Source organism: Actinacidiphila sp. bgisy145 (assembly GCF_057708125.1).
Window position 1 is genome coordinate 36469 of sequence record NZ_JBYIRL010000011.1, and the last position, 12667, is coordinate 49135.

The window sequence follows — 12667 nt, forward strand, 5'->3', positions numbered from 1 at the left end:
CCACCGCCACTTGGGGGAGCGCCGTGAATCGGGAGTGGTGTCCGTGGGTCGTATCCGGGTCCTCGTCGTCGACGACCATCGTATTTTCGCCGAGTCGCTCGCAGCCGCGCTCGCGGCCGAGCCCGACGTCGATGTGTCCGCCGCCGGCAGCGGTGCCGCGGCACAGCGCTGCCTGGACCGGGCGGCCGCCGACGGGCGGCGCTACGACGTCCTGCTGGTCGACGCGGACCTCGGCGCGGGTCAGCCCCCGCCGGTGACGCTGGCGGCGGTGCCGCCGGCCGTGCCGTCGCAGCCGCGGCCGCTGGAGCCGCGTGATCCGGTGCTCGACGGCCTCGCGCTGGTGGAGCGGATCAGGGCCGCCTACCCGGGGACCCGTACCGTGGTGCTCGCCGAGCGGGACGACCCGGTGCGCGCCGCGCGGGCCCTTCAGTCCGGCGCGTCCGGCTGGGTGGCGAAGGACTGCTCGCTGTCGCGGCTGCTCGCGGTGGTCCGCGGGGTGCTGCGCGACGAGACGCACCTGCCGCCGGCGCTGCTGACCGGGGTGCTGCGGGAGCTGACCGCGGCGCGCCGGCACCGTACCGAGAGCGAGCAGCTGGTGGAGTCGCTGACGCCGCGCGAGCAGGAGGTGCTGCGCTGCATGGTGGCGGGGCTGGGGCGCAAGGCGGTCGCCGAGCGGCTGTTCCTGTCCCCGCACACGGTCCGCACCCATATGCAGAACGTGCTGGGCAAGCTCGGGGTGCACTCCACGCTCGCCGCGGTCGCGCTGGCCCGGCGGGCCGGGGTGGGGCCGGTGGAGCTGCTGCCGTCAGCCGGGGACGTTGTCGAACGGCGCGGTTAGCTGCCGCAGCAGCCCGGCGAGTTCCACGCGCTGCCGGTCGGTGAGGTCGCCCAGGATCGCGCGCTCCTGGGTGAGCAGTCCGGCCAGCGAGCGGTCGGCGCGGTCCTGGCCCTGCGGGGTGAGCCGGACCAGCACGCCGCGCCGGTCGTTGGGGTCGGGCCGCCGCTCGACCAGCTGCTTCTTGGCGAGCCGGTCGATCCGGTTGGTCATGGTGCCGGAGGTGACGAGGGTCTGGGTCAGCAGCTGCCCCGGCGAGAGCTGATACGGCTCGCCGGCCCGGCGCAGGGCGGTCAGCACGTCGAACTCCCACGGCTCCAGCCCGTGTTCGGCGAAGGCGATCCGCCGGGCGCGGTCCAGGTGCCGGGCGAGCCGGCTGACCCGGCTGAGCACCTCGAGCGGCTCCACGTCGAGGTCGGGGCGCTCTCGGCGCCATGCAGCGACCAGCCGGTCGACCTCGTCCTCCATGCGCTCAGTGTAGTAGGTCTGTCGACATGAAGTCTCTTGACATCAAGATATCTCTGGGAGCAGTCTGAAGGTGAAGGGCAGAACCTTGCTCTCCGTTTTCGCCGGCTCCGCACCATCCAGGGAGTACGAACGATGCCAGCAGCTCCGACGTGGGACCCGTACCAGTATCTCCGGCACTCCACCCATCGCACCCGCCCCTTCCTCGATCTTCTCGCCCGGATCACCGACGTGCCCGGCGGCGACGCGCCCCGGATCGCCGACATCGGCTGCGGGCCGGGCAACGTGACGACACTGCTCGCCGACCGCTGGCCCGGCGCGCGCATCACCGGCTTCGACAGCTCGCCCGACATGCTCGAAGCCGCACGTGAACACGCCGGCCCGACCCCCGGCGGCGGCGCACTCGACTTCCGGCGGGCCGACGCGGCGGTGTGGACACCCGAGGAGCCGTTCGACCTGATCGTGTCCAACGCGGCGCTCCAGTGGGTGCCCGGGCACGCCGACCGCTTCCCCTCCTGGCTCGCGCACCTGACCCCCGGCGGCGTGCTCGCCTTCCAGGTGCCCGGCAACTTCACCGCGCCCAGCCACGCCCTGCTCGCCGAGCTGTGCGACACCCCGCGCTGGCGCGCCCGCCTCGAAGGACACGGCCGCCGCTACGTGCACATCCTCTCCCCCGCGGAGTACCTGGAGCGCCTGACCGAGATCGGCTGCACCGACGTGGACGCCTGGGAGTCCACCTACGTCCAGCTGCTCCAGGGCGAGGACCCGGTGCTGGACTGGACGAAGGGCACCGCGCTGCGCCCGGTGCTCACCGCGCTGGAGGACGACCCGGCCGCCGCCCGCGAGTTCGTCGCCCAGTACCGCGACCTGCTGCGCAAGGCGTACCCGGCCGGCCCGCACGGCACGGTCTTCCCGTTCCGCCGGATCTTCGCCATCGCCCGCGCCGGCGCCCCGGAGGCCACCCGGTGATCGTCGGCCTCGACCACGTCCAACTGGCCGCGCCGCCCGGCAGCGAACCGCGGCTGCGCGCCTTCTACACCGGCGTCCTCGGCATGACCGAACTGGCCAAGCCCCCGTGCTCGCCGGGCGCGGCGGCTGCTGGTTCTCGGCGGGCGGCGCGGTGCTGCACCTGGGCATCGAGGAGGAGTTCCGGCCGGCCCGCAAGGCGCACCCCGGCCTGCGCGTCGACCGCGTCCACGACCTCGCCGCCACCCTCAAGGAGCACGGCGCGCCGGTCGTATGGGACTACGACCTGCCCGGACACCTGCGGTTCCACACCGAGGACCCGGTCGGCAACCGGCTGGAGTTCCTGGAGCCGACCACCGTCTGAACCCTGACCGCTCCCCCTCCGGTCCGGCCCGGGCCGCCGCCGTGCGCGACGGCGGCCGGGCCGGGGCCGGTACGGGGGGTCAGTTGTTGTAGCGGCTCTGCGCGCGCTCCAGCCCCTCGGTCACGAGCTCCTCGACCGCGTCGGCGGCCCGGTCCACGAACCAGTCCAGCTCCTTGCGCTCGGCCGAGGAGAAGTCCTTGAGGACGAAGGCCGCCACGTCCATCCGCCCGGGCGGACGGCCGATCCCGGCCCGCACCCGCAGGTAGTTCGCGCCGAGCGACTTCGTGATGGACTTCAGGCCGTTGTGCCCGTTGTCACCGCCGCCGAGCTTGAGCCGCAGCGTGGGGTAGTCGATGTCCAGCTCGTCGTGGACCGCGATGATGCGGTCGGTCGGCACCTTGTAGAACTCCTTGAGCGCGGTGACCGGCCCGCCGGACAGGTTCATGTACGACATGGGCTTGGCCAGCACCACCCGCGCGCTCGCCGGGCCGGGCGGCCCGATCCTGCCCTCGACCACCTGCGCCTGCGCCTTGTGGGCCCGCTTGAACTTCCCGCCCATCCGCTCGGCGAGCAGGTCCGCCACCATGAAGCCGATGTTGTGCCGGTTGCCGGCGTACTCCGGCCCCGGGTTGCCCAGGCCCACCACCATCCAGGGCCCTGTGCTGTCGCTCATCCACATCTCCGAAAGCAGTCGCCGTACACCGTAGAACCGTAAGGGGCGCGCACCCTGGCCGGCGGTCCTTACACACCGCATGGACGCCGCATGGACACCGCACGCAAACGGCCGCCGCCGCACCCGGAGGTACGACGGCGGCCGACGCGATCTGGTTCAGCTCTCGTCCGCGGCGGGCGCCTCGGCGGCACCCTCGCCCTCGGCCTCGGTCTCGCCCTCGGCGGGCGCCTCGGCCTGCGCGGAGACGACCTGGATCACCACGGCGTCCTCCTCGGTGACCAGCGAGGTGCCCTTCGGCAGCGCCACGTCCTTCGCCAGGATGGACGCGCCCGCCTCCAGACCCTCGACGGAGACGGTGAACGCCTCGGGGATGTGGGTCGCCTCAGCCTCGACCGACAGCGTGTTGAGCACGTGCTCCAGCAGGTTGCCGCCCGGGGCCGGCTCGCCCTCGGCGGTGACCGGCACCTCGACGGTGACCTTCTCGCCGCGCTTGACGGCCAGCAGGTCGACGTGCTCGATGAAGCCCTTCAGCGGGTCGCGCTGCACGGCCTTGGGGATGACCAGCTCGGAGGAGCCGTCGATGTCCAGCGCGATCAGGACGTTCGGGGTGCGCAGCGCGAGCAGCAGCTCGTGGCCGGGGACCGTGACGTGCCGCGGGTCGGCGCCGTGGCCGTAGACGACCGCGGGGACCTGGTTGGCGCGGCGCACCCGGCGGGCGGCGCCCTTGCCGAACTCGGTACGCACCTGGGCGGGGATCTTCACTTCAGCCATGGGAATCAGCTCCTCGTAAGGGCGGGCAGTACGGTCGCCCGGCCGCGACGGGCCGATCCTGCACGAGGAGCGCGTCGATAACGGAGGTGCGGCGGACATGCGTCCGGGCCCTTCCCTCGCCGAGCAACCTCGACAGCGTAACGGTGGGAAGGGCCCGGAGCGAAATCCGCGGGCGCCCGGCAGGCGGGACGACGCTGTGCAGCGGCGACGGACTAGTGCGCGTCCTCGAAGAGCTTGGTGACCGAGCCGTCCTCGAAGACCTCGCGCACCGCGTTGGCGATAGTCGGCGCCATCGACAGCACGGTGATCTTGTCGAGGTCGGTCTCCGCCGGCGTCGGCAGCGTGTCGGTGAAGATGAACTCGCTGACCTTGGAGTTCTTCAGCCGGTCCGCGGCCGGACCGGACAGCACCCCGTGCGTGGCGGTGACGATGACGTCCTCCGCGCCGTTGGCGAACAGCGCGTCCGCGGCGGCGCAGATGGTGCCGCCGGTGTCGATCATGTCGTCGACCAGCACACACACCCGGCCCTTGACGTCGCCGACCACCTCGTGGACCTTCACCTGGTTGGCGACGTCCGGGTCGCGGCGCTTGTGCACGATCGCCAGCGGCGCGCCCAGCCGGTCGCACCAGCGGTCGGCGACCCGCACCCGGCCGGCGTCCGGGGAGACCACGGTGAGCTTGGCGCGGTCGACCTTCGCGCCGACGTAGTCCGCCAGCACCGGCAGCGCCATCATGTGGTCCACCGGGCCGTCGAAGAAGCCCTGGATCTGGTCGGTGTGCAGGTCCACGGTGAGGATGCGCTCGGCGCCCGCGGTCTTGAACAGGTCGGCCATCAGCCGGGCCGAGATCGGCTCGCGGCCGCGGTGCTTCTTGTCCTGCCGGGCGTAACCGTAGAAGGGCACGATCACGGTGATGCTCCGGGCGGAGGCGCGCTTGAGCGCGTCCACCATGATGAGCTGCTCCATGATCCACTGGTTGATCGGGCTGGTGTGGCTCTGCATCAGGAAGCAGTCGGCGCCGCGGGCCGACTCCTCGAACCGCACGTAGATCTCGCCGTTGGCGAAGTCGAAAGCCCGGGTGGGCACGAGCTCGACCCCCAGCTCGTGTGCCACCGCCTCCGCCAGATCGGGGTGGGCGCGGCCGGAGAAGAGCATCAGCTTCTTCTCACCGGTCGTCTTGATCCCGGTCACTGCACCGTCTCCTTGGTGTTCGACTGGTGTTCGGCACAGCGCCGCCCAGTGTCGGACGGGCTGGCGGAATTGTGTGCACCACACACGGTACGCCCCATCCGGCGCACCTGTGCACCTCACGTCCGGCCGATGAGACGACCCTCACTCAGTCCTGTGCGCCGGGCTCCTCGCCCTGCTGCTGTGCGCGTTCGGCCGCCTGCGCAGCGGCACTGCCAGGGCGCTTGCGGGCCACCCAGCCCTCGATGTTGCGCTGCTGGCCGCGGGCGACGGCCAGCGAACCGGAGGGCACGTCCTTGGTGATCACCGAGCCGGCCGCGGTGTAGACGCCGTCGCCGATCACCCGGGGGGCGACGAACATGTTGTCCGCGCCGGTCTTGCAGTAACTGCCGATGACGGTGTGGTGCTTGTGCTCGCCGTCGTAGTTCACGAAGACGGTGGCGGCGCCGATGTTGGTGTGGTCGCCGATGGTCGCATCGCCCACGTAGCTCAGGTGCGGCACCTTGGTGCCCTCGCCGATGGAGGCGTTCTTCATCTCGACGTACGTGCCCGCCTTGGCCTTCGCGCCCAGCTTCGCGCCCGGCCGCAGGTAGGCGTACGGGCCGACGGACGCCCCGGCGCCGATCTCGGCGTGGTCGGCGACCGCGTGGGTGACCCTCGCACCCGGCCCCACCGACGTGTCGGTGAGCGTGCACTCCGGGCCGACCTCGGCGCCCGCCGCGATGCTGGTGGCGCCCAGCAGCTGCGTGTTGGGGTGCACCAGCGCGTCGGGCTCCAGGGTGACGGTGACGTCGATCCAGGTGCTGGCGGGGTCCACGACGGTGGCCCCGGCGCGCATGGCCGCCTCCAGCAGGCGGTCGTTGAGCGCCCGGCGGGCCCGCGCGAGCTGCACCCGGTCGTTGACCCCGGCGATCTCGTGGTGGTCCGCGGCGACGTAGGCGCCGACCCGGTGGCCGGCGTCGCGCAGGATCGCCAGGGTGTCGGTGAGGTATTCCTCACCCTGCGCGTTGTCGGTGGTGAGCTTGCCCAGCGCCTCCGCGAGCAGCCGCCCGTCGTAGGCGTACACACCGGAGTTGATCTCCTTGACCGTGCGCAGCGCCTCGGTGGCGTCCTTCTGCTCGACGATCGCGGTGACCTGGCCGTCCGAGCCGCGCACGATCCGCCCGTAGCCGGTCGGGTCGGGCACCTGGGCGGTCAGCACGGTGACGGCGTTGCCCTCGGCGCGGTGCGCGGCGGTGAAGTCGGCCAGCGTCTCGGCGGTCAGCAGCGGCACGTCGCCGTAGGTCACCACCACGGTGCCGTCCACGGCGCCGCCGCCGCGGGTGAGTTCGGCCAGGCCCACGCGCACCGCGTGGCCGGTGCCGAGCTGCTCCTCCTGCACGGCGGTCAGCGCCTGCGGGTCCTGCTCGGCGAGGTGCGCGGTGACCTGCTCGCGCCCGTGGCCGACGACGACCACCAGGTGCTCGGGGTCCAGCGCGCGGGCCGCGGCGACGGCGTGCCCGATCAGCGAACGGCCGCAGATCGAGTGCAGGATCTTGGGGGTGGCCGACTTCATGCGGGTGCCCTCACCCGCGGCGAGGATGACGACGGCAGCCGGGCGGTTGGGGCTCACGCGGAGACTCCTCGGCTTGTGGGCTTCGGGTGGCGGACAACCGCAGCTTACCGAGGGGTGGGGGACTTCTCCCGATCCGCTCCGCCGCCAGGACTCGAACCCGGACTTAAGGCACCAAAAGCCCCAGTGCTGCCAATTACACCACGGCGGATCAACTCGACGCGGCAGCCCCGCAGTCGGGGCCCACCGGGCCGTACCGCACCCATCATGCCGTACGACACGGGGTGGACGCGACGCCGTTGTGGGGTAAAGATCCATTCTCAGGACCCCGCGAGGGAAGGTAACCCTTACCCGACCGGTCCTGTCGCCCGCCGGGCGCCGCTGCAATACTTACGGCGGCGTAGGTTGTGCGGCACGCGGCCCCCGCGCCGTGCAAGCGACTTTCCGACAACCTCTCCCACCAGCCCCTTTCAGTCCCCCTCCTCTGCACAAGGGACGCATATGACCACACAGACGGACGTGATCACCGAGGCCCGGGAACCCGGGCCCGCAGGACAGGGATCGCCGCTGCCCAGTGCCACCCGCGGCGGCGAGAGCAAGCGGTCCATCGAGCAGATCACCCTGCTGCTCTTCATCTGCATCCCCTTCGTGGCGCTCGCCGCGGCGGTCCCCCTGGCGTGGGGACGGGGGATGAGCTGGCTGGACGTCGGGCTGATGGTCGTCATGTACTTCCTCGGCTGCCACGGCATCACCATCGGCTTCCACCGGCACTTCACCCACGGCTCGTTCAAGGCCAAGCGCCCGCTGAAGGTGGCGCTGGCCATCGCCGGCTCGATGGCCGTCGAGGGCCCGATCGTGCGCTGGGTCGCCGACCACCGCCGACACCACAGGTTCAGCGACGCCGAGGGCGACCCACACAGCCCGTGGCGGTACGGCGAGACCGTCCCCGCGCTGCTCAAGGGCCTGTGGTGGGCGCACATGGGCTGGCTCTTCGACGAGGAGCAGACCCCGCAGCAGAAGTACGCGCCCGACCTGATCAAGGACCCGGCGATCCGCCGGATCTCCCGCGACTTCTGGCTGTGGACGGCGATCTCGCTGCTGCTGCCGCCGCTGGTCGGCGGGCTGGCCACCATGTCGTGGTACGGCGCGTTCACCGCGTTCTTCTGGGGGTCACTCGTCCGGGTGGCTCTGCTGCACCACGTCACCTGGTCGATCAACTCCATCTGCCACGCGGTCGGCAAGCGCCCGTTCAAGTCCCGCGACCGCTCGGGCAACGTGTGGTGGCTGGCCGTGCTGTCCTGCGGCGAGTCGTGGCACAACCTGCACCACGCCGACCCCACCTCCGCCCGGCACGGCGTGCTGCGCGGCCAGGTCGACTCCAGCGCCCGGCTGATCCGGTGGTTCGAGCTCGCCGGCTGGGCCTCCGACGTCCGATGGCCGGACGCCGCCCGGATCGCCGCCCGCCGCCAGGAGCCGGACCGCCAGGACGTCGACGCAGCGGCATGATGACCAGGTGAGCGACGGCGAGGACGGAAGAACGGCCCGGCACCCGGGTGCGGCGGCGGGGGCACGGCGCGCCCGGCGGGTGCGGATGACCGCGAAGGAGCGGCGCGAGCAGCTCCTCAGCGTGGGTCGGACGCTCTTCGCCGAACGGGGGTACGAGGGCACCTCGGTGGAGGAGATCGCGCACCAGGCGGGGGTCTCCAAGCCGGTCGTCTACGAGCACTTCGGCGGCAAGGAGGGGCTGTACGCGGTCGTGGTCGACCGCGAGATGCGCCGCCTGCTCGACATGGTGACCGGCGCCCTCACCGGCGGGCACCCCCGCGAACTCCTGGAACAGGCCGCGTTCGCCCTGCTCGACTACATCGAGCAGCACACCGACGGGTTCCGGGTGCTGGTCCGGGACTCCCCCGTCGCGCAGTCCACCGGCACCTTCGCCTCCCTGATCAGCGACATCGCCACGCAGGTGGAGGACATCCTCGGCCAGGAGTTCGACCAGCGCGGCTTCGACCCCAGCCTCGCCCCGCTGTACGCGCAGGCCCTGGTCGGCATGGTCGCGCTGACCGGCCAGTGGTGGCTGGACGCGCGCCGCCCGCCGAAGGCCGAGGTGGCCGCACACCTGGTGAACCTCAGCTGGAACGGCCTGTCCGGCCTGGAGCAGCGGCCGCGGCTGATCGGCCACCGCAAGAGCTGACCGCCCGCCGGTCCGGGCGGCGCGCACGGGCGGGCGGCGCCGTCAGCCGACGGTGCCGCCCGCCCGTGTGCGCGGTCCACGTGTCAGGGCGTGTCCCGCGTGCTCTGTGTTCCCGGGTGCTCTGTGTTCCCGGGTTCCCCGCGCTTCCCCGGGTTCCGCGCGTTCCCCCGAGCTCCCCCCGCTACCAGAGGCGGCGGGCCCCCGCCGACGGGGAGATGGCGAAGTGCCGCGACTGCGGGAGCGCCGCCGCCACCGCGTCGGTGACCCGCTCCAGGTCGCCCGCTTCGAGCAGCACGATCGCCGAGCCGCCGAAGCCGCCGCCGGTCATCCGGGCGCCGAGCGCGCCCGCGGCCAGCGCGGTGTCCACCACGAGGTCGAGTTCCGGGCAGGAGACCTGGAAGTCGTCGCGCAGCGAGACATGGCCGGCGGTGAGCACCGGGCCGATCTCGCGCACCCGGCCGGCGTCGCACAGCGCGAGCACCTCCTCGACCCGCTGGTTCTCGGTGACCACGTGCCGGGTCAGCCGGCGCAGCCGGTCGTCGGGCAGCGCCGCGAGCGCGTCGGCCAGGCCCTCGAAGGGCACGTCGCGCAGCGCGGGCAGGCCGAGCGCCGCGGCGGCGGCCTCGCACCCGGCGCGGCGCTCGCCGTAGGCGCCGTCGGCGTGCGCGTGCTTGACGCGCGTGTCCACCGCCACCATGGCCAGGCCCGCGGCGGCCAGGTCCAGCGGCACCTGCCGCTGGCCGAGGCCGCGCACATCCAGGTGGAGCGCGTGGCCGTCGGTGCAGCAGGCCGAGGCGGTCTGGTCCATCACGCCGACGGGCGCGCCCACGTAGGTGTTCTCCGAGGACTGGCACAGCAGCGCCAGGTCCTGCCGGGACATGCCCCGCACCCCGTGCAGTTCGGTGAGCGCCAGGGCGGTGACGACCTGGAGCGCCGCGGAGGAGGACAGGCCGCCGCCGACCGGGACGTTGCTGTCGTAGAGCAGGTCGGCGCCGCCGACGTCGTGGCCGGCCTGGCGCAGCGACCACAGCACGGCGGCCGGGTAGCGGACCCAGCCGGGGGTGGTGCCGGGGGCGAGGTCGGCGACGGCGAGTTCGACGACGCCGTCCTCCATGTCCGCCGAGCGCAGCCGCAGCAGGCCGTCGTCGCGGCGGGCGACCGCGGCGCGGGTGATGTGCGGCAGCGCGAACGGCATGGCGAGGCCGTCGTTGTAGTCGGTGTGCTCGCCGATCAGGTTGACCCGGCCGGGCGCCGCCCACCCGCCTTCGGGGGCGCGCCCGAAGGTGTCCTTGAACGCGGCCTCGAACGCGGCGGCGTCCGGCAGTGCGGAGTCGGTCATCGTATGTCGCCCTCCCCGAGCGATTGAGCGAAGTTCCATGCGTCGCGGACGATGCCGGCCAGGTCGGCGCGGCTCGGCTGCCAGCCCAGGCGCTCGCGGGCGCGGTCGGCCGAGGCGACCAGCACCGCCGGGTCGCCGGGGCGGCGCGGCTGCGAGACGGCCGGGATCGGGTGGCCGGTGACCTGGCGGACGGTCTCGATGACCTCGCGGACGGAGAACCCGTTGCCGTTGCCGAGGTTGCAGATCAGGTGCTCGCCGGCCGGTGCCTTGTCCAGCGCCAGCAGGTGGGCCTCGGCGAGGTCGGCGACGTGGATGTAGTCGCGCAGGCAGGTGCCGTCGGGCGTCGGGTAGTCCTCGCCGTAGATGGCGACGGACTCGCGGCGGCCCTGGGCGACCTGGAGCACCAGCGGGATGAGGTGCGACTCGGGGTCGTGGCGCTCGCCCTGCCGGCCGTAGGCGCCGGCCACGTTGAAGTACCGCAGCGAGACCGCTGACAGCCCGTGGGCGGCGCACTCGCCGGTGATCATGTGGTCGACGGCGAGCTTGGTGGCGCCGTAGGGGTTGGTCGGGGCGGTCGGCGCGTCCTCGGTGATCGGCACCGTCTGCGGCTCGCCGTAGGTGGCGGCGGTGGAGGAGAAGACGAGCTTGCGGACCCCGGCGGTGCGCATGGCGGCGAGCAGTTCGAGGGTGCCGGCCACGTTGTTGCGCCAGTACTTCTCCGGGTTGGCGACGGACTCGCCGACCTGGGAGGAGGCGGCGAAGTGCAGCACCGCGTCAAAGGAGCCGTCGAGCACCTTGCCCGCGTCCTGGATGCGGCCCTCGACGAACTCCGCGCCCTGCGGCACGCCCTCGCGTACGCCGGTGGACAGGTCGTCCAGCACCGTCACCTGGTGGCCGGCGTCGAGCAGGTAGGCGCCCACGACCCCGCCGACGTAGCCGGCGCCTCCGGTGACCAGCAGCTTCTTGGGGCGCGGGGTCCCGGTGGATTCGGTCACTTGGTGGCCACCTCTCGCAGTCGCTGGGCCGCGGCCTCCGGCGGCACGTCGTTGACGAACGCGCTCATGCCGGACTCGGAGCCCGCCAGGAACTTCAGCTTGCCCGAAGTCCGCCGGATGGTGAAAAGCTCCAGGTGGAGCGCGAACTCCCGGCGGTCGGGCGCGCTGAACGGCGCCTGGTGCCAGCCGGCGATGTACGGGGTGGGCGGCTGGTCGGGGCCGAAGATCCGGTCGAAGCGGCGCAGCAGCTCCAGGTACACGTACGGGAACTCCGCGCGCGCGTCCTCCTCGAGGCCGAGCAGGTCCGGCACCCGGCGGTTGGGGTAGAGGTGCACCTCGTACGGCCAGTGCGCCGCGTAGGGGACGAAGGCCGTCCAGTGCTCGCCGGCCAGCACGATCCGGCTGCCGTCGGCCCGCTCGTCGGCGAGCACGTCGTCGAAGAGGTTGCGGCCGGTCTCGGCGCGGTGCTCGGCCAGCGAGCGCAGCATGAGCGCGGTGCGCGGGGTGACGGACGGGTAGCCGTAGATCTGCCCGTGCGGGTGGGCGAGGGTGACGCCTATCTCCTCGCCGCGGTTCTCGAACGGGAAGACCTGCTCGACGCCGGGGTGCTGGGACAGGTCGCTGGTGCGGTCGGTCCACGCGTCGAGCACCAGGCGGGCGGCCTCGGGGGTGAGCTTGGAGAACGACGAGTCGTGGTCGGAGGTGAAGCACACCACCTCGCAGCGGCCCTTGTCGCCGGCGAGCGACGGGAAGCGGTTCTCGAAGACCGCGACCTCGTAGTCGGTGTCGGGGATCTCGGTCTGCCGTCCCTCGCGCGAGGGGCACAGCGGGCACTGGTCGGCCGGCGGGTGGTACGTGCGGCCCTGCCGGTGCGAGGCGATGGCCACGGTGTCGCCGAGCAGCCGGTCGAACCGGGTCTCGGAGGTGGTGGCCACCGGGTCGAGCGGGCGGTGGTCGACGGCGTCGCGGACCACGGCGTCGGTCGAGTCGTAATAGATCAGCTCACGGCCGTCCGCGAGCCTGGTCGACGTCTTCTTCACCTACGGCACCTCTTGCCACGATCACTCAACGCTTCCAACAGAACCGAACACAATGAATCACAACACAACAGCACAGTCAATGCCAGGGGCCGATGAACTCACACAGGTTCGTCTTCATGGGCGCGTGGGCTCGGGGCGGGGCACCGCGGGGCACAACCAAACAAAGCCGAACAGATCACGACGCAAAACGGCGAAACGACCGACGGGCAGGGGGCGTTCGGCGCCGGTCCGTACGGGTTTCCGGGCGTGACGGGCTGCGCGGGCGTTCTGCGTGCGGGCCTTTCGG

12 protein-coding genes, 1 tRNA gene and 1 pseudogene are annotated in these 12667 nt (G+C 72.4%); 5 read left to right on the forward strand and 9 right to left on the reverse strand.

From position 1 onward, the window contains the following. Nucleotides 1-43: 43 nt before the first annotated feature. Nucleotides 44-838: a LuxR C-terminal-related transcriptional regulator gene (locus AC3ERT_RS12245; RefSeq protein WP_335971035.1), complete on the forward strand. Its 795-nt coding sequence runs from the start codon at nt 44-46 to the stop codon at nt 836-838. On the opposite strand, the gene AC3ERT_RS12250 is transcribed toward AC3ERT_RS12245, so the two are convergent. Beyond that, a complete protein-coding gene (locus AC3ERT_RS12250; RefSeq protein WP_335971034.1) occupies nt 806-1303 on the reverse strand; it encodes a MarR family winged helix-turn-helix transcriptional regulator in 498 nt (165 codons plus the stop codon). The two genes, AC3ERT_RS12245 and AC3ERT_RS12250, sit on opposite strands and share 33 nt — an antisense overlap. 132 nt (nt 1304-1435) lie before the next feature. Here AC3ERT_RS12250 and AC3ERT_RS12255 point away from each other — a divergent pair, with 132 nt between their 5' ends. Together AC3ERT_RS12255 and AC3ERT_RS12260 are read left to right on the forward strand one after the other, a co-directional pair. Beyond that, nucleotides 1436-2269: a trans-aconitate 2-methyltransferase gene (locus AC3ERT_RS12255; protein ID WP_435173976.1), complete on the forward strand. Its 834-nt coding sequence runs from the start codon at nt 1436-1438 to the stop codon at nt 2267-2269. Continuing rightward, nucleotides 2266-2630: pseudogene (locus AC3ERT_RS12260) on the forward strand (VOC family protein). The gene AC3ERT_RS12255 and the pseudogene AC3ERT_RS12260 overlap by 4 nt, the downstream one beginning before the upstream one ends. Nucleotides 2631-2709: 79 nt before the next feature. Here AC3ERT_RS12260 and pth read toward each other — a convergent pair. From pth to AC3ERT_RS12285, 5 genes are all read right to left on the reverse strand, one after another. Beyond that, nucleotides 2710-3303, reverse strand: coding sequence for an aminoacyl-tRNA hydrolase (gene pth, locus AC3ERT_RS12265; RefSeq protein ID WP_335971027.1), 594 nt, complete (start codon nt 3301-3303; stop codon nt 2710-2712). A 156-nt stretch (nt 3304-3459) separates the two neighbouring features. After that, on the reverse strand, nt 3460-4074 hold the full coding sequence (locus AC3ERT_RS12270; protein WP_335971025.1) for a 50S ribosomal protein L25/general stress protein Ctc: 615 nt from the start codon (nt 4072-4074) through the stop codon (nt 3460-3462). Between the two features lie 212 nt (nt 4075-4286). Then, nucleotides 4287-5264: a ribose-phosphate diphosphokinase gene (locus AC3ERT_RS12275; protein ID WP_335971024.1), complete on the reverse strand. Its 978-nt coding sequence runs from the start codon at nt 5262-5264 to the stop codon at nt 4287-4289. Between the two features lie 145 nt (nt 5265-5409). Beyond that, nucleotides 5410-6873: a bifunctional UDP-N-acetylglucosamine diphosphorylase/glucosamine-1-phosphate N-acetyltransferase GlmU gene (glmU, locus tag AC3ERT_RS12280; RefSeq protein ID WP_335971022.1), complete on the reverse strand. Its 1464-nt coding sequence runs from the start codon at nt 6871-6873 to the stop codon at nt 5410-5412. 79 nt (nt 6874-6952) lie between these two features. Further along, nucleotides 6953-7024 (reverse strand) — tRNA-Gln (locus tag AC3ERT_RS12285). A gap of 290 nt (nt 7025-7314) precedes the next feature. Here AC3ERT_RS12285 and AC3ERT_RS12290 point away from each other — a divergent pair. Both AC3ERT_RS12290 and AC3ERT_RS12295 read left to right on the forward strand, forming a co-directional pair. Continuing rightward, complete coding sequence (locus tag AC3ERT_RS12290) at nt 7315-8319, forward strand: acyl-CoA desaturase (protein ID WP_335971020.1); 1005 nt, start codon at nt 7315-7317, stop codon at nt 8317-8319. Between the two features lie 7 nt (nt 8320-8326). Continuing rightward, complete coding sequence (locus AC3ERT_RS12295) at nt 8327-9007, forward strand: TetR/AcrR family transcriptional regulator (RefSeq protein WP_435131195.1); 681 nt, start codon at nt 8327-8329, stop codon at nt 9005-9007. A 181-nt stretch (nt 9008-9188) separates the two neighbouring features. Here AC3ERT_RS12295 and galK read toward each other — a convergent pair whose 3' ends face one another. The 3 genes from galK to galT are packed head-to-tail and all read right to left on the reverse strand — an operon-like array spanning nt 9189 to nt 12381. Further along, nucleotides 9189-10346, reverse strand: coding sequence for a galactokinase (gene galK, locus AC3ERT_RS12300; protein WP_335971018.1), 1158 nt, complete (start codon nt 10344-10346; stop codon nt 9189-9191). Beyond that, nucleotides 10343-11341, reverse strand: a complete 999-nt coding sequence (galE, locus tag AC3ERT_RS12305) for a UDP-glucose 4-epimerase GalE (protein WP_435173978.1) — start codon at nt 11339-11341, stop codon at nt 10343-10345. The genes galK and galE overlap by 4 nt, the downstream gene beginning before the upstream one ends. Beyond that, nucleotides 11338-12381 carry a galactose-1-phosphate uridylyltransferase gene (gene galT, locus AC3ERT_RS12310; RefSeq protein ID WP_435173980.1) on the reverse strand — a complete coding sequence of 348 codons (1044 nt, stop codon included), beginning with the start codon at nt 12379-12381 and terminating at the stop codon, nt 11338-11340. The genes galE and galT overlap by 4 nt, the downstream gene beginning before the upstream one ends. Nucleotides 12382-12667: the final 286 nt, after the last annotated feature.

Coding starts and splice junctions, on each gene's coding strand:
- AC3ERT_RS12250 (WP_335971034.1), bottom strand. CDS start 1,303: ATGGAGGACGAGGTCGACCGGCTGGTCGCTGCATGGCGCCGAGAGCGC.
- AC3ERT_RS12255 (WP_435173976.1), top strand. CDS start 1,436: ATGCCAGCAGCTCCGACGTGGGACCCGTACCAGTATCTCCGGCACTCC.
- pth (WP_335971027.1), bottom strand. CDS start 3,303: ATGAGCGACAGCACAGGGCCCTGGATGGTGGTGGGCCTGGGCAACCCG.
- AC3ERT_RS12270 (WP_335971025.1), bottom strand. CDS start 4,074: ATGGCTGAAGTGAAGATCCCCGCCCAGGTGCGTACCGAGTTCGGCAAG.
- AC3ERT_RS12290 (WP_335971020.1), top strand. CDS start 7,315: ATGACCACACAGACGGACGTGATCACCGAGGCCCGGGAACCCGGGCCC.
- galK (WP_335971018.1), bottom strand. CDS start 10,346: ATGACCGACTCCGCACTGCCGGACGCCGCCGCGTTCGAGGCCGCGTTC.